19 protein-coding genes are annotated in these 18,236 nt (G+C 71.9%); 10 read left to right on the forward strand and 9 right to left on the reverse strand.

All coding sequences use genetic code 11. The features are described from left to right. Positions 1-13 precede the first annotated feature (13 nt). Positions 14-481: a hypothetical protein gene (locus ACGFR9_RS12935; RefSeq protein WP_393206501.1), complete on the reverse strand. Its 468-nt coding sequence runs from the start codon at positions 479-481 to the stop codon at positions 14-16. Between the two features lie 37 nt (positions 482-518). Beyond that, the gene (locus ACGFR9_RS12940) at positions 519-1,043 is read right to left on the reverse strand and encodes an AAA family ATPase (protein ID WP_393206504.1); all 525 of its coding nucleotides are present in this window, start codon (positions 1,041-1,043) and stop codon (positions 519-521) included. 96 nt (positions 1,044-1,139) lie between these two features. Here ACGFR9_RS12940 and ACGFR9_RS12945 point away from each other — a divergent pair, with 96 nt between their 5' ends. From ACGFR9_RS12945 to ACGFR9_RS12955, 3 genes are all read left to right on the forward strand, one after another. Then, positions 1,140-1,577: a helix-turn-helix domain-containing protein gene (locus ACGFR9_RS12945; RefSeq protein ID WP_393206507.1), complete on the forward strand. Its 438-nt coding sequence runs from the start codon at positions 1,140-1,142 to the stop codon at positions 1,575-1,577. Positions 1,578-1,657: 80 nt separating this feature from the next. After that, the gene (locus ACGFR9_RS12950) at positions 1,658-2,284 is read left to right on the forward strand and encodes a hypothetical protein (protein WP_393206510.1); all 627 of its coding nucleotides are present in this window, start codon (positions 1,658-1,660) and stop codon (positions 2,282-2,284) included. Positions 2,285-2,415: 131 nt separating this feature from the next. After that, positions 2,416-2,748 (forward strand): DUF2516 family protein, encoded by a 333-nt coding sequence (locus ACGFR9_RS12955; RefSeq protein WP_393207509.1) that lies wholly within the window; start codon positions 2,416-2,418, stop codon positions 2,746-2,748. A gap of 59 nt (positions 2,749-2,807) precedes the next feature. Here ACGFR9_RS12955 and ACGFR9_RS12960 read toward each other — a convergent pair whose 3' ends face one another. The 3 genes from ACGFR9_RS12960 to ACGFR9_RS12970 all read right to left on the reverse strand — a co-directional run bounded on the left by ACGFR9_RS12960 (position 2,808) and on the right by ACGFR9_RS12970 (position 6,670). After that, entirely contained in the window at positions 2,808-4,178 is a 1,371-nt protein-coding gene (locus ACGFR9_RS12960; RefSeq protein ID WP_393206513.1) for a PP2C family protein-serine/threonine phosphatase, read from the reverse strand. A gap of 390 nt (positions 4,179-4,568) precedes the next feature. Continuing rightward, positions 4,569-5,654, reverse strand: coding sequence for an NlpC/P60 family protein (locus ACGFR9_RS12965; RefSeq protein WP_393206516.1), 1,086 nt, complete (start codon positions 5,652-5,654; stop codon positions 4,569-4,571). A gap of 218 nt (positions 5,655-5,872) precedes the next feature. Continuing rightward, complete coding sequence (locus ACGFR9_RS12970; RefSeq protein ID WP_393206519.1) at positions 5,873-6,670, reverse strand: class I SAM-dependent methyltransferase; 798 nt, start codon at positions 6,668-6,670, stop codon at positions 5,873-5,875. 207 nt (positions 6,671-6,877) lie between these two features. Here ACGFR9_RS12970 and mshA point away from each other — a divergent pair, with 207 nt between their 5' ends. Beyond that, entirely contained in the window at positions 6,878-8,215 is a 1,338-nt protein-coding gene (mshA, locus tag ACGFR9_RS12975) for a D-inositol-3-phosphate glycosyltransferase (RefSeq protein WP_393206522.1), read from the forward strand. After that, complete coding sequence (locus ACGFR9_RS12980; protein WP_393206525.1) at positions 8,208-8,726, forward strand: YbjN domain-containing protein; 519 nt, start codon at positions 8,208-8,210, stop codon at positions 8,724-8,726. The genes mshA and ACGFR9_RS12980 overlap by 8 nt, the downstream gene beginning before the upstream one ends. Here ACGFR9_RS12980 and ACGFR9_RS12985 read toward each other — a convergent pair. After that, the gene (locus ACGFR9_RS12985) at positions 8,680-9,489 is read right to left on the reverse strand and encodes an AraC family transcriptional regulator (RefSeq protein ID WP_393206528.1); all 810 of its coding nucleotides are present in this window, start codon (positions 9,487-9,489) and stop codon (positions 8,680-8,682) included. The genes ACGFR9_RS12980 and ACGFR9_RS12985 overlap by 47 nt on opposite strands. Here ACGFR9_RS12985 and ACGFR9_RS12990 point away from each other — a divergent pair. After that, entirely contained in the window at positions 9,488-9,955 is a 468-nt protein-coding gene (locus ACGFR9_RS12990; protein WP_393206531.1) for a DUF2000 family protein, read from the forward strand. The two genes, ACGFR9_RS12985 and ACGFR9_RS12990, sit on opposite strands and share 2 nt — an antisense overlap. Positions 9,956-10,103: 148 nt before the next feature. Further along, on the forward strand, positions 10,104-11,555 hold the full coding sequence (locus ACGFR9_RS12995; RefSeq protein WP_393206534.1) for an FG-GAP and VCBS repeat-containing protein: 1,452 nt from the start codon (positions 10,104-10,106) through the stop codon (positions 11,553-11,555). A 275-nt stretch (positions 11,556-11,830) separates the two neighbouring features. Here ACGFR9_RS12995 and ACGFR9_RS13000 read toward each other — a convergent pair whose 3' ends face one another. Beyond that, positions 11,831-12,805, reverse strand: a complete 975-nt coding sequence (locus tag ACGFR9_RS13000; protein WP_393206537.1) for an alpha/beta fold hydrolase — start codon at positions 12,803-12,805, stop codon at positions 11,831-11,833. A gap of 206 nt (positions 12,806-13,011) precedes the next feature. On the opposite strand from ACGFR9_RS13000, the gene ACGFR9_RS13005 reads away from it, so the two are divergent. Both ACGFR9_RS13005 and ACGFR9_RS13010 read left to right on the forward strand, forming a co-directional pair. Then, positions 13,012-14,403 (forward strand): PE-PGRS family protein, encoded by a 1,392-nt coding sequence (locus tag ACGFR9_RS13005; protein WP_393206540.1) that lies wholly within the window; start codon positions 13,012-13,014, stop codon positions 14,401-14,403. 31 nt (positions 14,404-14,434) lie between these two features. After that, positions 14,435-15,037, forward strand: coding sequence for a hypothetical protein (locus ACGFR9_RS13010; protein WP_393206543.1), 603 nt, complete (start codon positions 14,435-14,437; stop codon positions 15,035-15,037). A 20-nt stretch (positions 15,038-15,057) separates the two neighbouring features. Here the strand turns inward: ACGFR9_RS13010 and ACGFR9_RS13015 are convergent, their stop codons facing one another. Beyond that, complete coding sequence (locus ACGFR9_RS13015) at positions 15,058-15,882, reverse strand: hypothetical protein (protein WP_393206546.1); 825 nt, start codon at positions 15,880-15,882, stop codon at positions 15,058-15,060. Positions 15,883-16,006: 124 nt separating this feature from the next. Beyond that, positions 16,007-16,768, reverse strand: a complete 762-nt coding sequence (locus ACGFR9_RS13020; RefSeq protein WP_393206549.1) for a phosphoglyceromutase — start codon at positions 16,766-16,768, stop codon at positions 16,007-16,009. Positions 16,769-16,915: 147 nt separating this feature from the next. Between ACGFR9_RS13020 and ACGFR9_RS13025 the strand changes: the two genes are divergently transcribed. Then, on the forward strand, positions 16,916-18,184 hold the full coding sequence (locus ACGFR9_RS13025) for an MDR family MFS transporter (protein ID WP_393206551.1): 1,269 nt from the start codon (positions 16,916-16,918) through the stop codon (positions 18,182-18,184). Positions 18,185-18,236 lie beyond the last annotated feature (52 nt).

An 18,236-nucleotide genomic window follows, 5' to 3' on the forward strand; every position in this document is an offset into this window, starting at 1 on the left:
GGTCCTGGGGTGCTCACCGCGTTCGGGCTCGACGGCGCCACCGTGGGCGGGGGCGGGCCGGTTGCAGGCCCAGGCTCATCGCGTAGCCGACGAGGCTGTCCTCGCAGCCGTGCCGGAAGCGTTTGCGTATGCGCTGGACGGGCCAGACGACCGAGCCGTCGGGGAGGCGGAGTCTGATGTCGGCCTCGCCGGGCGGGGCGTCGTCGTCCGCCTCCCAGCTCCCGCCGGCGCTGCGCCGGACCGTCTCCCCGAGATAGGCGCCGAGGGCGAACAGACGGGGCCCGAGGCCGGCCGCGAGGAGGCCTCCCTCCACCGCGATCCCGTGGTCGCTGTGTTCGGTCATGAAGCGCTCGAGGTCCCGCAGGCTCATCGGCGTGAAGTCCGCCCGGTATCCGGCGCCTTCCAGCGCGCGGGCGATCCGGACGGCGCTGGTGTGCACCTCGTCCACGAGGCGTGGTGCGTCGGCGGTGGTCGCGGTCATGCCCGGGATCATCGCCGATGCCACTGACAACGGGCGTTCAGCCCCTGACGGCCTCCGCGATCCGCAGCGCGGTCCCGCCGGGGGTGAGGCGGGTGGTGTCGACGACCTCGGCCTCGGCGTGCAGCCAGGTACGGGCCGCCTGCGCGTACGGCTCCAGGTGGGCGAGGCGGAACGGGGAGTCGGGGCCCAGGACGGCGTCACCCGCGATACGGCCGCGCAGGGTCTCCTGGTCGGCGTGCAGGACGAAGTGGCGTACGGGGATGCCGTACCGGTCGAGACCCGCGCTGATCTCCCGCCAGTACTCCTCGACGAGCACGGTCATGGGCATCACCAGGGTGCCGCCGGTGTAGTCGAGCACATGCCGCGCCGTCTCGACGACGAGCGGCCGCCACGGCGGCCAGTGCTGGAAGTTCCCCGTCTCGGGCAGCGACGGCGAGATGTCCATCAACGCCTCGCCGACCTTCTCGGCGTCGAACACCCGGGAGTCCGGAAGCAACCGCCGCACCAGCGCGGCGGCCGTCGTCTTCCCCGCGCCGTGAGTCCCGTTGATCCATACGATCATGCGCCCACGCTAGCGTCACGCGTGTGTGCGTGTGCCGTGGCGCACTATTGCAAGCAGGTGCTTGCAATAGTTAGCGGGGTGCGGCAGGGTGGGGGTATGGCCTCGCTCAACGTCGGGAATCTCGGTGAGTATCTGCGCGAGCAGCGGCGCAACGCGCAGTTGTCGTTGCGGCAGCTCGCCGATGCCGCCGGGGTGTCGAATCCGTATCTCAGCCAGATCGAGCGCGGGCTGCGCAAGCCGAGCGCGGAGGTGCTGCAGCAGGTCGCCAAGGCGCTGCGGATCTCCGCCGAGACGCTGTACGTCCGCGCGGGCATCCTCGACGCCGAGCGCGACCGCGACGAGGTCGAGACGCGGGCCGTCATCCTCGCCGACCCCACGCTGACCGAGCGGCAGAAGAACGTACTGCTCCAGATCTACGAGTCGTTCCGCAAGGAGAACGGGTTTGCGGGAGACGAGGACGGTGAGGCGACGCCCGTGCCGGCCGACGACGACACCGACGACAGTGACAGCGATCCGCGGCGGACGGCCGGCTGAGCCGGACCAGGGCACCGGCCGCCCGCGGCGGATCACATAAAACCCTCAGCCGAAAGAAACGATCCGGGAGGACCATCACCATGGCCATCACCGACGACCTGCGCAAGACCTTCAGCGACCCGACCCCGCTGTACTTCGCCGCCGGCACCGCCGACCTGGCGCTGCAGCAGGCCAAGAAGGTGCCCGCCCTGGTGGAGCAGCTGCGCACCGAGGCCCCGGCCCGTATCGAGGCCGTGCGCAACACCGACCCCAAGGCGGTCCAGGAGCGGGCGACCGTCCGGGTCCGGGAGACGCAGGAGAACCTGCAGAGCAAGGTCGGCGAGCTCATCGGCTCGCTCGACACGGACCTGAAGAAGCTCGGTGAGAACGCCCAGGACCTCGCGTTGCGCGGGGTCGGCATCGCCGCCGAGTACGCGGTCAAGGCCCGGGAGGCCTACGAGAAGGTCGCCGAGCACGGCGAGCAGGCCGTGAAGACCTGGCGCGGCGACGCCGCCGAAGGCATCGAGGACATCGCCGTGGCCGTCGAGCCGGCGGCCGAGCCGAAGCCCGCGCCCCGTCCGGAGCCGGTCAGGCCGGTCAAGCCGGTCGAGCCCGTCGAGGTCAAGGACGACAGGCCCGCCGAGGCCGCGGTGAGGAGGCCCGCCGCCGCCAAGAAGGCCCCGGTGCGCAAGAACACCGCGAAGAAGCCGACTCCGCCCGCGAAGTAGGGAAGTAGGAGTGGGCCGACGGGCCGGGCACTCTCGTGGTGCCCGGCCCGTTGTCCGGGTAGCCGGCCGGGGTATGCGGGTACGGTGACGGCGTAGAGGACGAGCCGAGTCGGGTGGTGGACGTAGTGCTGATGCAGGGCTTCGCCGGGTTCATGTGGCTGCTGAGCATGGCCCTGATCGTGTTCAGCGGTTTCGCGCTGATCGACGCGGCGACGCGCCGTGAGGACGCCTACCGTGCGGCGGACAAGAAGACCAAGCCGTTCTGGCTGATCATCCTGGCCATCGCCTTCGTGGTGAACCTGATCTTCAACATTCTGTCGTTCCTGCCGATCATCGGACTGATCGCGACCATCGTGTACATGGTCGACGTCCGTCCGGCGCTGCGCGGCCTCTCCGGCGGCGGGCGGCCCCGCAAGGGCTCCAGCAGCGACGGCCCCTACGGCCCGTACAACGGCGGCCGCTGAGGCCCAGTCCTGTCGTCACCTTCGCGGCAGGCGGGAAGGTGACGACAGGGCCCAGGGCGTCACACCGCCCGGTCCAGCAGCAGGACGGCCACGTCGTCCGTCAGCTCGCCGCCGTTGAGGTCCCGGACCTCGTTGACGGCGGTGCGCAGCAGTTCCTCCCCGCGCAGCCCCTCGGAGAGCTGGCGGCGGATCATCTCCACCATGCCGTCCTGGCCGAGCCGCTCCCCGGTGTCGCCGACCCGGCCCTCGATCAGACCGTCGGTGTAGAGCATCAGGCTCCACTCGCCGCCCAGCTGCACCTGCGTCCGCGGCCAGCGGGCCCCCGGCAGCAGGCCGAGCGCCGGGCCGTTGTTGTCGTACGGCAGCAGTCGCGCGGGCATGCCCGGGCGGACGAGCAGCGGTGACGGGTGGCCGGCCAGGCACAGGCCGGCCCGGCGGCCGTCCGGCGCGATGTCCACCGCGCACAGCGTCGCGAAGATCTCGTCGTCGGACCGCTCGTGCTCCAGCACCTCCTGCAGCGTGCCGAGGAGCTGGTCCCCGCAGAGGCCCGCGAGGGTCAGCGCGCGCCAGGCGATGCGCAGCTCCACCCCGAGGGCGGCCTCGTCCGGGCCGTGCCCGCAGACGTCGCCGATCATGGCGTGCACGGTGCCGTCCGGGGTGCGGACGACGTCGTAGAAGTCACCGCCGAGCAGGGCGCGGGAGCGGCCGGGGCGGTAGCGGGCGGCGAACCGCAGCGGGGAGCCGTCCAGCAGCGGTGTCGGCAGCAGGCCGCGCTCCAGCCGGCGGTTCTCCTGGGCGCGCACGCGGCCCTCCGCGAGGCGCCGCTCGGCCGAGTCGGAGCGCTTGCGCTCCACCGCGTACCGGATCGCCCGGCTCAGCAGCCGGCCGTCGAGCTCGTCGCGGACGAGATAGTCCTGGGCGCCCACCCGGACCGCCTCCGCGCCGCGCTCGGCGTCGTCGGCTCCGGTGAGGGCGAGCACGGCGTGCCGGGGTGCGAGCTCCAGGACGTGCTTGAGCACGGCCAGCTCGTCACCGCCGTCGCCCGCCCGGCCCGGCGCGGGCAGCGCCAGGTCCAGCAGGATGCAGTGCACGTCGTCGGTCAGCAGCCGCTCGGCCTCGGTGAGGTTGCGGGCGGTGCGGACGCGGATCGGCCTGCCGGACTGGTCGACCGGCTCCGGCACGATCGACGACCCGCCGGGGTCGTCCTCGATCAGCAGCAGGGTGAGGGTGGTGTGCGCGGCGGCCGTCCCGGACCCGCCCGGCGCGGTGCCGGCCCGGTCCGTGGTGTGCTCGGACGGGTCCGTCGCGCGGGGGGCCGTCGCCCTGGTCTCCGAGGAGTCCTGGGCGGAGCCGCCGTTCGGTGAAGCGGCCGGCGCCTGACCACCTTCCGCGGCCGGGATCGCTCTCTGCCGCGGTACGGGTGCGGGCATGGTTCCGGGTTCCTTCCCTCCCCCCGAGGGCACGGTGGGGGCGACGGCCATGGGCCCTGTGCCCCGCTCCCACCTCCGTGTGCGAGCGAAGGACGCCCCCTTCGAACGGGGACCATAGCGGGTGACGGCGCCGCAGCGGAATGGCGTGAACCACCCGGCTGCGCCATCGACCACTGTCATATGCCGCGTTTACTGCCGCAGTTGGACAGGCCGTGGACGCGGCGGGAATGACGAACGTCACGTCCGCACGGGGTGTGGCGCCAAGATCGACGTGCGATGGGTCACGTGGCTCAGGTCACCGGGCAGTTGAGGGGCCGGCCAGAGGGGCAGGCCGGGGGCGGCCAGGGGGCCGGCCACGGGCGACCGGGGGGAGCGGGCCCTCCCGTCCGCCTACGCGTCCGGCCGTACCACCCCGAGGATCGGCATCGATCCGGCCCCCGCGAGCGTCACCGTCCGCCCCGGGCGCGGGGCGTGGACGATGGTGCCGTCGCCGACGTACATCCCCACATGGCTGGCGTCGCCGAAGTAGATGACCAGGTCACCGGGGCGCATGTCCTCGACCGCGACGTGCGTCAGCTGCTTCCACTGCTCCTGTGACGTCCGCGGGATGCCCCGGCCGGCCGATATCCAGGCCTGCGAGGTCAGTCCGGAGCAGTCGTACGTCTTCGGCCCCTCGGCGCCCCACTGGTACGGCTTGCCGATCTGGGCGGTGGCGTACGCGACGGCCTTCTTGCCCTGGTGCGTCGCCTCGCCCTTGATGTCGTCGAGGATGCCGGAGCTCAGCCAGGAGGCCTGCGCGGCCTCGGCGGCCCGGCGCTCCAGCCGGGCCAGGCGCTCCTTCTCCTCCTTCGCCAGCGCGGACTCGAGCTTCTCGGCCTCCTCGATCCGCTTCTCGATCTTCTTCTGTGCCGTGGCCTTGGCCTTGCGGCCCGCCTCCAGCTTCTTCATCTGCCCTTCGGCGTCCTGCGCGTACTGCTCCAAGTCCTCCTGCGTACGCGTCAGTTCCCCGAGCAGTCCATTGGTCGCGCGCTCCCCCTGGCGGACCCGGCCGGCGCCGTCGAGGAAGTCCTGCGGGTCGTCGCTCAGCATCAGACGGGCCTCGGGCGGAAGCCCGCCCCCGCGGTACTGGGCGGCTGCCGCGGCGCCCGCGCGGGTCTTCAGCTCGTCGAGTCTCTCCCGGCCCTCGACGATCTTCTTCGCCAGCGCGACGATCTGGGCGGACTGCTCCCGCGCCTTCTCGTCGGCGGCGTTGTACTCGTCGGTGGCGACGGCAGCCTCGCGGTAGAGCTTCTCCAGCTTCTCGCGTACGGCCTCGAGCGCCGTGTCCTCCTCGTCGACCACGGTGACGCTCGCGGCCGTGCCGGGAGGCGGCGGGGGAGTGGGAGCCGCGAACGCCGTGCCGGGCAGTGCCAGTACGGTGACCGCGCAGACCACGGTCACGGCCGCTGTGAGCAACCCGCGCTTGCCCGGTCCCATGATTCACTCCCCCGTTGATTAACCGTCAGTAACATCCTGTCACCCGGGGGATGCTGCCATGCCTGCGCGCGAAACGACAGAGGGAGTACTTCCCTTCCGCCCCTTCCCGGCATTCCCCGGCACAGCGATCATCCCGTCAGGGTGACGAACGACTCAGGGAGATCGTTCCCGATGCCCCGGCCTGTCACGAGAGGTTCACCGGGCGGGCATCCACCGCGTCACCCCCGGGGCGCCAACGCCTCCCACCTCACCGTCACTTCCCCCTGCCGCCACCGCGCCGGCCCGTCCGTCACCGGCCAGCCCGCGGCCACGAGATCCCGGACCGCCCGGATCCACCGCTGCCGTGCGCCGTACGAGGCATAGGGCGCCGCGCTCGCCCACGCGCGGTCGAAGTCGCGCAGGAAGGCGTGCACCGGCTCACCCGGGACGTTGCGGTGGATGAGCGCCTTCGGCAGGCGTTCCGCCAGGTCGGAGGGGCGTTCCAGTGAGCCCAGCCGGGTCGCGAAGGTGACGGTGCGCGGTCCCCCCGGACCGAGGGCGACCCACACGTGCCGGCGCCCGATCTCGTCGCAGGTCCCCTCGACCAGCAGTCCGCCGGGGGCGAGCCGCCCGCACAGCCGCGCCCATACGGCGGCCACCTCGGCCTCGTCGTACTGGCGCAGCACGTTCGCCGCGCGCACCAGTACCGGCCGCCCGGCCACCGGGAGCTCGAAGCCGCCGTGCCGGAAGGTCAGCCCGTCGCGCTCGTACGGCCGTGCCGCCGCGACCCGGGCCGGTTCGATCTCGACGCCCGTCACGCGCGTGCGGGGTGCGACGGTCCGCAGCCGGTGCAGCAGCTCGACCGCCGTCCAGGGGGCCGCCCCGTAGCCGAGGTCGACCGCGACGGGGTCGGCCGCGCGGCGCAGCTCCGCGCCGTGCGTGGCCGCGATCCAGCGGTCCATGCGGCGCAGCCGGTTGGGATTCGTGGTCCCGCGCGTCACCGTGCCGACGGGGCTGGAGGTGGCGCGGGCAGTCATAGGGACGAGTATGCGGGTACCCGGAACCCTCGCCGCTGGGGGTGACGCGGCCCACGCTCGAACGGTTGAGCGACTACCGGTAATGATTCGGCAAAAAGCCGGAACCGGGGACGCCGTCCGGAAATGGGAGCGGACGCTTCCGGCGTTGACCCCGCCGGGGGTCGAACACCCTCCGTCAGCCATGCCCGCAGCGAGGAGGAACGCCACGTGAGCCAGTACATCGCGAGGCTAGGACGGCGTTCCCCCGCCGCGCCCGCGCGGCTGCGACTGCACCGCAAACCCCGCCGCGTGGCGATGCTCTCCGTGCACACCTCCCCGCTCCACCAGCCGGGCACCGGCGACGCCGGCGGCATGAACGTCTACATCGTCGAACTCGCGCAGCGTCTCGCCGCGATCAACATCGAGGTCGAGATCTTCACGCGCGCCACCGCCGCCGCCCTCCCGCCCGCCGTCGAACTCGCCCCCGGCGTCCTCGTCCGGCACGTCGACGCGGGCCCCTACGAGGGCCTCGCCAAGGAGGAGCTGCCCGCCCAGCTGTGCGCCTTCACCCACGGCGTGATGCAGGCCTGGGCCGGCCACCGCCCCGGCCACTACGACCTGGTCCACTCGCACTACTGGCTCTCCGGCCACGTCGGCTGGCTCGCCGCCCAGCGCTGGGGCGTCCCCCTCGTCCACGCCATGCACACCATGGCCAAGGTCAAGAACGCCAACCTCGCCGTCGGCGACACCCCCGAGCCCGCCGCCCGCGTCATCGGCGAGACCCAGATCGTCACCGCCGCCGACCGGCTCATCGCCAACACCGACGAAGAGGCCGACGAGCTCGTACGGCACTACGCCGCCGACCCCGACAAGGTCGCCGTCGTCCACCCAGGCGTGAACCTGACCCGCTTCCGCCCGGCCGACGGCCGCGCCGCCGCGCGAGCCCGCCTCGGCCTGCCCCCCGACGCACTGATCCCCCTCTTCGCCGGCCGCATCCAGCCCCTCAAGGCCCCCGACGTGCTGCTGCGCGCGGTGGCCGCACTCCTCGGCGAACGGCCCGAACTGCGCTCCCGCCTCTGCGTCCCCGTCGTCGGCGGCCCCAGCGGCAGCGGCCTCGCCAAGCCGGAGGGGCTGCAGAAGCTCGCCGCGCGGCTCGGCATCGCCGACGTCGTACGGTTCCGGCCGCCCGTCGGACAGGAACAGCTCGCGGACTGGTTCCGCGCGGCGTCCGTGCTCGTCATGCCGTCCTACAGCGAGTCCTTCGGCCTGGTCGCCATAGAGGCGCAGGCCGCCGGCACACCCGTCCTCGCGGCCGCGGTCGGCGGCCTCCCCGTCGCCGTACGGGACGGGCACACCGGTTTCCTCGTCCAGGGCCACGACCCCGACGCGTACGCGCGCGTGCTGCGCGACTTCGCCGACCACCCGCACCTCGCCGACCGCATGGGCGAGGCCGCCGCCCGGCACGCCCAGTCCTTCGGCTGGGACACCGCCGCCGCGGCCACGGCCGACGTCTACGCGGCCGCGACCCAGGCCCACCGCCGTCACGTACGCTCGCACCATGGCTGACAGGGCGACGGAGGCGGCGCGGATCATCGAGGGCGTCCTGAAGGACGCCGAGCTGGAGTGGGAGAGTCCCGAGCCCGGCAGCTACGTCGTGAGACTCCCCGGCACCCGCAAGCTCTCCACCACCGTGTCCCTGATCGCCGGCCGGCACACGCTCTCCCTGAACGCCTTCGTCGTCCGCCACCCCGACGAGAACGAGGCGGGCGTCCACCGCTGGCTCCTCGAGCGCAACCTCAAGCTCTTCGGCGTGAGTTACGCCGTCGACCCGCTCGGCGACATCTACGTCACCGGCCGCCTGCCGCTCTCCGCCGTCACCGCCGACGAACTCGACCGCCTCCTCGGCCAGGTCCTGGAGGCCGCCGACGGAAGCTTCAACACCCTGCTGGAGCTGGGCTTCGCCTCGGCGATCCGCAAGGAGTACGACTGGCGCGTCTCACGCGGCGAGTCCACGCGCAACCTGGACGCCTTCACCCACCTGCTGCAGCGCCCGTCGCCCGGTAACGACCCGGAGTGACCCCCACCAGCCTGCGGAAGTGCCGGGTCAGATGCGCCTGGTCGTAGAACCCGGTGGCGACGGCGGCCTCGCTCGGTGAGCGTCCCTCCAGCAGCAGCCGCCGGGCCCGGCCGACCCGCCGTGACATCAGGTACTGGTGCGGCGCGATGCCGTACGCCCCGCTGAACGCCCGTACGAGATGCGCCGGATGGGCCGACAGCGTCCCGCCTGCCTCCGCCAGGGCGACGCCCTCCACGATCCGCTCGTCGAGCAACTCCCGCAGCCGCCGCGCCAGTACGGGATCCCGCCGGGGTACGCCGACGGCCTCCCGGGACCGCAGATGCTCCCGCAGCCGCTCCCCGACCAGCGTCAGCCTGCTCTCCGCCTCCAACTCGTCCCCCGGCCGTACGAGCGCGGAGTGCACCTGTCCGACGCGCCGCCGCAGCAGCGGATCGCGCAGATCGGGCCGGTCGACGGCGGCCCCGATGAGACTCTCGGCGAGATGACTCCCGTCGAGATACAGCACCCGCTTGCGGAAACCGCCGGCGGTGGCGGGAGCCCCGTTGTGCGGGACGTGCGGCGGCAGCAGGGACACGGTGTCGTGCGGAGTGCCGTGCTCATGCCGGTCGAGGTCGTACCGTACGGCGCCGTCGTCCACGATGAGCAGCGTCCAGGCGTCGTGGACGTGCATCGGGTAGGCGTACTCGGTGAAGCGGGCGTGGAACACCTCGACGACACCCGGAACACGGGGCCGCCAGGCGGAGACGCTCGCCTGTGAGGCCATGCAAACAACGTACAAGACGCGGCCCCGGCCCGGTCGGCAGTCTCATCCCATGAGCACTCGCTTCGACACGAAGATCGCCGTACTGCTGCGCGAGGACCTCGAACCCTGGCAGCGCCTCAACGTCACCGCGTTCCTGGTCAGCGGTCTGGGCACCGAGCTCCCCGAGCTGATCGGGGAACCCTACGCGGACGCGGACGAGGTGCCGTACCTGCCGATGCTCCGCCAGCCGGTCCTGGTCTTCCAGGGCCCGAAGGAAGTCCTGCGGTCGGCCCACACCCGCACCCTCACCCGCTCCCTCCCCCGAGCGGTCTTCACCTCCGACCTCTTCACCACGGGCCACGACGAGGCCAACCGCGCGGCGGTCCGCGCCGTACCCACGACGGACCTGGACCTGGTGGGCCTCGCGGTCCACGGCCCGAAGAACGCCGTGGACAAGATCCTCAAGGGCGCGCGGATGCACCCGTGAGCACCGGCCGGACCGGGGCGTCCGGCAGTGATGCCGCAGAGGGCGGAGAAACGGGGTTGTCGGCGTACAACCATTGAGGTCCCGCGGGCGTCCAAGATCCCAGTTCAAGCGTCCCGTCCACAGGACGCTTCCGGGACCTCGGAGAAGCATGCGATCCTCACGCACCGTCCTCGCCGCCGCGGCGGCACTCGCGGCGGCACTGTGCACCCCGCTCCTCATCGCTCCCACGGCGTCCGCCGCGCCGTCCGGGCTCGCCGACGACTTCAACGGCGACGGCTACCGCGATCTGGTCATGCTGGGCGGGACGCACGGCAAGGACGGCCGGGTCACGGTCGTCTACGGCACGTCGAGCGGCCCGGGCACGCGCGTCCAGGTCATCCACCAGGACTCGGCGGGCATCCCGGGCGCGGTGGAGGAGGGCGACCAGTGGGGCTTCGCCGCGACCAGCGCCGACCTCGACCGTGACGGTTACGCCGATCTGGTCGTCGCCTCGCCGGGTGAGGCCGTCGGCGACATCCAGATGCGCGGCGGACTGACCGTCGTGTGGGGCGGGTCGAAGGGCCTGGGCTCCGGCACCGTCTTCCACTCGCCCATCGCGCCGGAGTACGCGGGCTCGGGCGACTCGTTCGGTGAGGACGTCGTGGCGGGTGACTTCGACGGCGACGGCGACCAGGACCTCGCGGCGGTCAGCCACAGCCGGGCCGGAGCGATCCTGTTCGAAGGCCCGTTCACCCGCGGCGGCGGCAAGGCCGGCTGGCAGAGCCTCGGCGAGGACTACGAGTACCTGCACGCCTCCCAGCTCGCCACGGGCCGGGTCACCGCGGACGCCGCCACGGACCTGTACATCCTCGGCTCGGACCTCGGGGACGACGACGATGCCATGGGTGCCTTCTTCCACCGCGGAGGCGCGGGCTTCGCCCGGCTGGCCGGTCAGCTGCGCGTACCGGACGACCTCGGCCATCAGGTCGGCGGCGGTACGGTCACCACCGTCGGCGACTTCGACAAGGACGGGTACGGCGACCTCGCCATCGGACGCGGCTACGAGAACCCGGACAACGGGCGGGGATACGTCACGGTCCACTACGGCGGCCCCTCCGGCCCGAACACCGCGCGCAAGCCCGTGAAGTTCACGCAGAACACCGCGGGCGTGCCCGGCGGTTCGGAGGACGACGACCACTTCGGCGCCTCCGTCTCGGCGGGCGACGTCAACGGCGACGGCTACGCCGACCTCGCCATCGGTGCCCCCGGCGAGGACCTCGTGGGCAAGCGCGACGCGGGCATGGTCACCGTGCTGCTGGGCCGCGCGGGAGGCCTGTCCGGCACCGGAGCCAAGGCGTACGACCAGAACACCTCCGGAGTCGCGGGCGGCATCGAGGACGACGACTACTTCGGCTGGAGCGTCAAGCTCGCGGACTACACCCGCGACGGCCGCTCCGACCTGCTCATCGACACCAACGACTGGCTGGACAGCAGCCGCCACGGCATGATCCACCTGCTGAAGGGCACGGCCTCCGGCACCACCGGCTCGGGCTCGAAGACCTTCACGGTGAACACCCTCAAGATGACGTACAAGTCGCTGTCCGGCCCCTTCACGCACTGACGGACCCCTGCGCGGTGACGGACCCCCCGCGCGGTGACGGCCGGTGAAACGGCCTGGCGGAGGCGGACTCCCCACGACCGGTGGTGTCGCGCTCTTCGCCAGGCCCCCTGTGCGGGGTTCTGCGGCAGGCCGGCATGTCCGCGCCGATCCGTATCCCTGCCGCGCCACGCGCTCGCCGAGGCCGACCGCGTCCTCGCTTCCGCGGCGCGGTGAGCGCGGTCCTCTCATGGCGTCCTCCCCGCAGGGCGATACCCGGTGCACGGGGCGCGAAGCCGTCAGAGCGCGGCCAGCCAGTCGACGAGGATGCGGTTGACGTCGTCGGGGCGCTCCTGCTGGATCCAGTGCCCGCAGCCGTCGAGGAGGTGGGAGGAGACCAGTCCCGGCAGCGTGACCGGGTACGCCTCGATCGCGTCGGCCAGCCAGGTCGTGGAGGCGTCCAGGCCGCCGCCGACGAACAGGGACGGCAGGCTGATCGGGGCACCGTCGAAACCGGCGAGGTCCTCCCAGTCGCGGTCCATGGTGCGATAGCGGTTGAGCGCCCCCGTGAGCCCCGTCCGCTCGAACTCCCCGGCGTACACGTCGAGATCACGCTCGCTCAGCCAGCCGGGCAGCCCTCCCTTCGGGAACCGGTCGCGCAGGGTCCCGCCCTTGCCGACGAAGTGCGGATCCGGGGCGCCGGGCGCGGGCATGGTGCCGGCGGACAGGGCCGCGTAGAACCCCGCGAGCCAGCCCCGTACATCCGGCTCGATCTCCGCCTCGGCACGGCCCGGCTCCTGGAAGTACGAGACGTAGAACTCCTCGTCCCCGCCCATCCCGGCGAAGATGTCCGTGGGCCGGGGCCCGCCGCGCGGGGTGTACGGAACGCTCAGCAGCCCCACCGCGCGGAACACGTCCGGCCGGACCAGCGCGGAGTCCGCGGCGATGTTCGCCCCCCAGTCGTGCCCGACGACGACCGCGGACTCCTCGCCGAGGGCGCGCACGACGGCGACGTTGTCCTCCACGAGGTCGAGCATCCGGTACGCCTCCGTCGCGGCAGGCCGGGACGAGCGGCCGTACCCGCGCACATCGATCGCGACCGCGCGGTACCCCGCCGCCGCGAGTACGGGCAGCTGATGCCGCCACGAGTACCAGGACTCCGGAAACCCGTGCACGAGCAGCACCAGCGGCCCGGTTCCCTGCTCCACGAGATGGACCCGCCCGGCGGCCGAGGGCACCAGCCGGTGCGTGATCTCCGTGGCGTTGCTGTTCATGCGCCCTCCTACGGGTGCGGTGGTCGTACGCCGATGATGCGGACGCCCGCGGCGAAAACCCGAGCGGGCTTGCCGACTCGGCAAACCGTTCTGATCGGGAGCCATGTCATGTGTGATGCGTTCACAACAGCCATGGGTCGCCTCGACGGCCTATCCTGAGCCGCGAGCGGCCAAGGCCAGGCCGGTTGTCGAGGGACGGGGCGGTCATGTCGTTTCGGGGGGCGAATCCCGAGGATCTGGAGCAGTTGGCGAAACTCCTGGACGGGCGCGGTGGTGTGGAGGACCGCCTCGACGAGGCATTCACGCGAGCGGCCGGGCTGGGAGTGAGCGGGCATCTGGCACCGCTGAAACCGATGCGCCCATGGACCCGCGACGAGGCGAAGGACCTGCGCAAACGCGCGGTACTCCTGCGGCTGGAGAACGGCGACCCGCTGGCCGGGCTGCTGTGGGCCGGCTTCACGGCGAAGGACCTGGAGACGTACCAGGGCGAGGGGATCAGCCCCGAGACCCTGCTGCTCGCCAACTCGGTGGCGGCGAGCGGCGATCCGAACGCGAAGGACCTGGCACGACAGCCGGGCGAGAAGCTCGGCGACTGGGTCGCACGGCTCGAGGGGCACGCGCTGTCGAAGATCCCGGGCCTGGAGCCGCACGAAGAGACCCTCACCGAGATGATCAAGTTCGGCAGCGACGCGTTCAACGTGGTGGCCGCGGGCCAGGTCTCTCTGGCGAGCGGCTTCTCGGGAACCAAGATCCTGCTGGGCAACGCGGTGAAGACGGGCAGACTCGGCCCGATGAAGGACGCCCTCGCGGCACGCTGGACCGCGGCCGGCAGCAACCCCATCCTGCGCTGGGCCGGCACCAAACTCGGCAGCTACAACCCGCCGATCCGCTCGCTGTCCGCCCCCGGCAGCTGGCTTCCCGGCCAGCTCGGCAACATGGCCTCCCGGAGCCCGCGGTACCAGCGGGTCGCCAACGTGCCCTTCAGTTCGGGCTTCCTGGGCGACCGCTGGGGCGGCGGCTGGGACGCGCTGCGCGGGCGCGGCTTCATGAACGCCAAGATCCTGGGCTTCACCCCCAACCAGGCCATCAACTTCTTCGCCGGATCCGACGACATGGCCCGCATGTACGGCGGACTGACCCACTCCGGTCAGGCGGTCACCCGCGCGGGGCAGGCCAGCCTGTTGACGGTCGGCAAGGCCGGCGGGTTCAGCGCGGCGGCGAAGACCGCCGGACTGTGGCGCGGAGCCGGCATCGTCGGCTCCGCGGGCGCGACGGCGTTCTCCATCGCCAACATCGCCACCATGGACCACGCCAAGGAGTGGGAGAAGAGCAAGGCCGGCTACCTGGCCAACTACGCCGAGGTCGGCTTCAACGCCTCCCTCACCGCGGCGATGGTCGCCCCCAACCCGATCACCATCGGCCTCGCCGTGGGCACCGGCCTCGTCTACGGCGGCCTGAAGGTCGTCGAGCACTGGGACGACATCACGGAGGGCGCCGACAAGGCCGCCGAGTGGGTGGGCGACAAGGCGAGCGACCTCGGCAACGAGATCGCCGACGGCGCCAAGAAACTGGGCAGCGCGCTCAACCCGTTCGACTAGCACCACGCGAGAGAGGAGGGGCTTGGCCACCATGGGAACGAGTACCGAGTCCTTGGAATTCGAGCTGCTGCCGTACAAGCACACCCCCAAGAAGGAGCTGCCGACGGCCGGACTCAAGGGGGAGGTCGGACACTTCGGCTCCGTCACCGTCGAGCGCTGCCCGCTCCACCGGCCGCTCGACAAGGGAATGGACACCGCCCGGCTGAGCGGCCCCGCCTTCCCGGAGACGGTCTTCCGCGGCAAGCGGCGGTCGGGACAGCCGTCGCTGTTCAAGGCCGAACTCACCCTCGACGGCCGGAACGCGGAGCTGCGCTTCAACGCCAAGGCCCTGAAGCGCGACGACCGGGTCCTGCGCATCGCCTACGACGGGCGGGAGTACGTCTACTCCTCCGAGGGCCTGGGCAAGGCGAACGTCCTGGAGCGGGAGGGCGTCCGGATCTCGGTCGCCCTCGGCCGGCAGATCCCCCCGGCCGATCTCGCCCGAGCCGGCACGGCCAGTGGCCCGGTGGACGCCGTGGACCTCGCCATCGCCATCGTGCTGGAGGAGGTGGACACCGACGTCCTCACCCTGACCGGCGCCGCGCTGTCGTCCCCCTTCGCCCTGATGCAGCACTTCTCGGACCGGGCCGAGTAGCGGCGGCCCCCCAGGCCCGCTCAGGCTCGTGAACCCAGCTCCGCCTTCTCCGGAATGAGGCCGGTCAGCTTCCGCCAGACCTCCCCGGCGTCCGACCGCACCAGCTCCAGCGGACTGTCGGGTGTGACCTGGCCGGGCAGGATCGGCTCCTGCGGCTGCTCACGGATCCAGTAGCCCCGGGAGCCGCAGTCCCAGACCGCGAGGCTGCGGAACATCGGCGCGTGCCCGCCGTCGTGTTCCCCGTCCCAGGCGACGGTGACACGCCAGTACGAGTTCAGGGCGAGGATCAGCTCCGTCAGGGTGTCCGCCGACTCCCCGGAGGTACCGGCGTCGGTGACGGCCTTGTGCACCGTGTCCCGGTCCTGCCCGGCGTCGCCGGACGGAGCGTCCAGCCCCGCGAAGGCGGCGTCCAGCGCCTTCACCGTCGACACGACACGGTCCGCCGACGGCTGCTCCGCACCGCCGCGCCGCAGACACACCATGCGGGCGAGCTCGAAGACCAGGGTGCTGGGCTCGACGGGGATGTACTCCGACTCCTCGTCACCCGGCCAGCCCTCGTGCGCGATCACCGAGTTCGCCCCGACGACGACGCCGTGGTGCACGGGACCGGCCTCACCGGTGATCTCGACGCTGATGTTGAGCACGGGAGCGGCCAGGGTTTCCACCAACTCCCGCAGCAGCGGCGAGAGTTCCCCCTCCTCACCGACCAGCCCGAGCTCCTGCAGCTCCCCGAGTGACGGGAACAGCTCAGGGCTCGGCGTCTCCCTCTCGGCGAGCCGGGCGATCACCCGCACATGACGATCGGCCAACCGCAGCCGGGACCTCGAACTGTCGTAACCGGGCATGAACACATCCTCCACGACTGACCCGCCCCGAGGCTAGCCCACACCCACCCCACCCGCCCCACCCCACCAAAAAGCGCCCCCCACCAGCGCGGAACGCGGACGGGGGGCGCTCTCACGCGGGCGCTTACTTCTTCTTGCCCTGGTTCTTGACTGCCTCGATTGCCGCTGCCGCGGCGTCCGGGTCGAGGTACTTGCCGCCGGGGGTGACCGGCTTGAAGTCCGCGTCGAGCTCGTAGGAGAGGGGGATGCCCGTGGGGATGTTCAGGCCCGCGATGTCGGCGTCCGAGACGCCGTCGAGGTGCTTGACCAGGGCGCGCAGGCTGTTGCCGTGGGCGGCGACCAGGACCGTGCGGCCGGTGAGGAGGTCGGGGACGATCGCGTCGAACCAGTACGGGAGCATGCGGACGACGACGTCCTTCAGGCACTCCGTCCGCGGGCGCACCTCCGGGGGGAGGGTCGCGTAGCGCGGGTCGGTGAACTGGGAGTACTCGGCGTCGTTGTCGAGCGGGGGCGGCGGGGTGTCGTAGGAGCGGCGCCACAGCATGAACTGCTCCTCGCCGAACTCCGCGAGGGTCTGCGCCTTGTCCTTGCCCTGCAGCGCGCCGTAGTGACGCTCGTTCAGGCGCCAGCTGCGGTTCACCGGGATCCACAGACGGTCGGCGGACTCCAGCGCGAGCTGCGCGGTGCGGATCGCGCGCTTCTGGAGGGAGGTGTGGAGTACGTCGGGCAGCAGGCCGGCGTCCTTGAGCAGCTCGCCGCCGCGCGTCGCCTCCTTCTCGCCCTTCGCGGTGAGGTTGACGTCCACCCAGCCGGTGAACAGGTTCTTCTCGTTCCACTCGCTCTCGCCGTGGCGGAGGAGGATCAGCTTGTACGGTGCGTCGGCCATGGTCCCGAGCGTAATCCACGGCCCGCGGGGGCCGCGCGCCCTGCCCGGCTGGCGGACGGTTGACGGGATCTGTTAATTGAGTGGCCCCCCGATGCCGGCGTTTGTAAGTTGTGCCTGCCGCTACAGACGCTTACATACGGGGGTTCCATGTCGGTCGCCGGAGTGCGACGTGCCGCGCGCGAGTCCGTGTCGGGGCTTCCCCGCGAGTTCTGGTGGCTGTGGACCAGCACCCTCGTCAACCGGCTCGGGGGCTTCGTCGCCACCTTCATGGCGCTGTATCTGACCCTCGACCGCGGCTACTCCGCCTCGTACGCCGGTCTCGTCGCGGCGCTGCACGGGCTCGGCGGGGTGATCGCGTCGCTGGGCGCCGGGGTGATGACCGACCGGCTGGGGCGGCGGCCCACGATGCTGATCGCGCAGACGGCCACCGCCTTCTCCGTGGCCCTGCTGGGGTTCATGCAGCATCCGGTGGCGATCGCCGCCGTCGCCTTCCTCGTCGGCATGGCCTCCAACGCCTCCCGGCCGGCCGTGCAGGCGATGATGGCCGACATCGTGCGGCCCGAGGACCGTATCCGGGCCTTCTCCCTCAACTACTGGGCCATCAACCTCGGCTTCGCCGTCTCCGCCGCGGGGGCCGGGTTCATCGCCGAGTACAGCTATCTCGCCGGGTTCCTGATCGAGGCGGTCATGACCCTGGTCTGCGCCGTGCTCGTCTATGTGAGGCTGCCCGAGTCCCGGCCGGGGGAGGAGACTTCGGGCGCCGCGGACAGCGCGGCCGTCTCCCTCGGGACCGTGCTGCGCGACGGCCGGTACATGGTCGTCGTCGGGCTGTCCTTCCTCATCGCCCTCGTCTTCCAACAGGGCTATCTCGCGCTGCCGGTCGCCATGGGGGAGGCCGGGTTCACGCCCGCGGACTTCGGGACGGCCATCGCCGTCAACGGCGTACTCATCGTCGTCCTGCAGATTCCCGTCACCCGGTTCATCGAACACCGCGATCCCGGACGGCTGCTGGTGATCTCCTCCCTGCTCGCCGGCTACGGCTTCGGCCTCACCGCGTTCGCCGGGTCCGTCGGCGTCTTCGCCCTCACCGTGTGCGTGTGGACGCTGGCCGAGATCGTCAACGCGCCGACCCAGACCGGGCTCGTGGTCCGGCTCTCCCCGGTGCACGGGCGCGGGCGCTACCAGGGGATGTACACCATGTCCTGGGCCGTCGCCTCCCTCGTCGCCCCGCTGATGTCCGGCTTCGTCATCGACCACTGGGGCGCCGAGTGGCTGTGGGGGATGTGTGCCGTCGTCGGCACGGTCGCCGGCCTCGGCTATGGGCTGCTGATGCGGCGGCTTCCGGAGGAGGAGAAGAAGGAGACGGTGGGCGAGGCCGTGGTGGGGGAGAAGGCCCCGGCCGCCGTCCAGCCGTAGGCCGAGGACCCCGGCGCCCGTCGTGGGCACCGGGGTCCTCGGCCGGTCGCGG

Source organism: Streptomyces sp. NPDC048584 (assembly GCF_043199595.1).
Classification (GTDB): Bacteria; Actinomycetota; Actinomycetes; order Streptomycetales; family Streptomycetaceae; genus Streptomyces; species Streptomyces edwardsiae.

Excerpts from the sequence above, each read along its gene's own strand:
- ACGFR9_RS12960 (WP_393206513.1), bottom strand. The coding sequence starts at position 4,178 with ATGCCCGCACCCGTACCGCGGCAGAGAGCGATCCCGGCCGCGGAAGGT.
- ACGFR9_RS12985 (WP_393206528.1), bottom strand. The coding sequence starts at position 9,489 with ATGGCCTCACAGGCGAGCGTCTCCGCCTGGCGGCCCCGTGTTCCGGGT.
- ACGFR9_RS12935 (WP_393206501.1), bottom strand. The coding sequence starts at position 481 with ATGACCGCGACCACCGCCGACGCACCACGCCTCGTGGACGAGGTGCAC.
- ACGFR9_RS12970 (WP_393206519.1), bottom strand. The coding sequence starts at position 6,670 with ATGACTGCCCGCGCCACCTCCAGCCCCGTCGGCACGGTGACGCGCGGG.
- ACGFR9_RS13025 (WP_393206551.1), top strand. The coding sequence starts at position 16,916 with ATGTCGGTCGCCGGAGTGCGACGTGCCGCGCGCGAGTCCGTGTCGGGG.
- ACGFR9_RS12965 (WP_393206516.1), bottom strand. The coding sequence starts at position 5,654 with ATGGGACCGGGCAAGCGCGGGTTGCTCACAGCGGCCGTGACCGTGGTC.
- ACGFR9_RS12955 (WP_393207509.1), top strand. The coding sequence starts at position 2,416 with ATGCAGGGCTTCGCCGGGTTCATGTGGCTGCTGAGCATGGCCCTGATC.
- ACGFR9_RS12995 (WP_393206534.1), top strand. The coding sequence starts at position 10,104 with ATGCGATCCTCACGCACCGTCCTCGCCGCCGCGGCGGCACTCGCGGCG.
- ACGFR9_RS12990 (WP_393206531.1), top strand. The coding sequence starts at position 9,488 with ATGCAAACAACGTACAAGACGCGGCCCCGGCCCGGTCGGCAGTCTCAT.
- ACGFR9_RS13015 (WP_393206546.1), bottom strand. The coding sequence starts at position 15,882 with ATGCCCGGTTACGACAGTTCGAGGTCCCGGCTGCGGTTGGCCGATCGT.
- ACGFR9_RS12940 (WP_393206504.1), bottom strand. The coding sequence starts at position 1,043 with ATGATCGTATGGATCAACGGGACTCACGGCGCGGGGAAGACGACGGCC.
- ACGFR9_RS13020 (WP_393206549.1), bottom strand. The coding sequence starts at position 16,768 with ATGGCCGACGCACCGTACAAGCTGATCCTCCTCCGCCACGGCGAGAGC.
- ACGFR9_RS13005 (WP_393206540.1), top strand. The coding sequence starts at position 13,012 with ATGTCGTTTCGGGGGGCGAATCCCGAGGATCTGGAGCAGTTGGCGAAA.
- ACGFR9_RS12950 (WP_393206510.1), top strand. The coding sequence starts at position 1,658 with ATGGCCATCACCGACGACCTGCGCAAGACCTTCAGCGACCCGACCCCG.
- ACGFR9_RS12945 (WP_393206507.1), top strand. The coding sequence starts at position 1,140 with ATGGCCTCGCTCAACGTCGGGAATCTCGGTGAGTATCTGCGCGAGCAG.
- ACGFR9_RS13010 (WP_393206543.1), top strand. The coding sequence starts at position 14,435 with ATGGGAACGAGTACCGAGTCCTTGGAATTCGAGCTGCTGCCGTACAAG.
- ACGFR9_RS13000 (WP_393206537.1), bottom strand. The coding sequence starts at position 12,805 with ATGAACAGCAACGCCACGGAGATCACGCACCGGCTGGTGCCCTCGGCC.
- ACGFR9_RS12980 (WP_393206525.1), top strand. The coding sequence starts at position 8,208 with ATGGCTGACAGGGCGACGGAGGCGGCGCGGATCATCGAGGGCGTCCTG.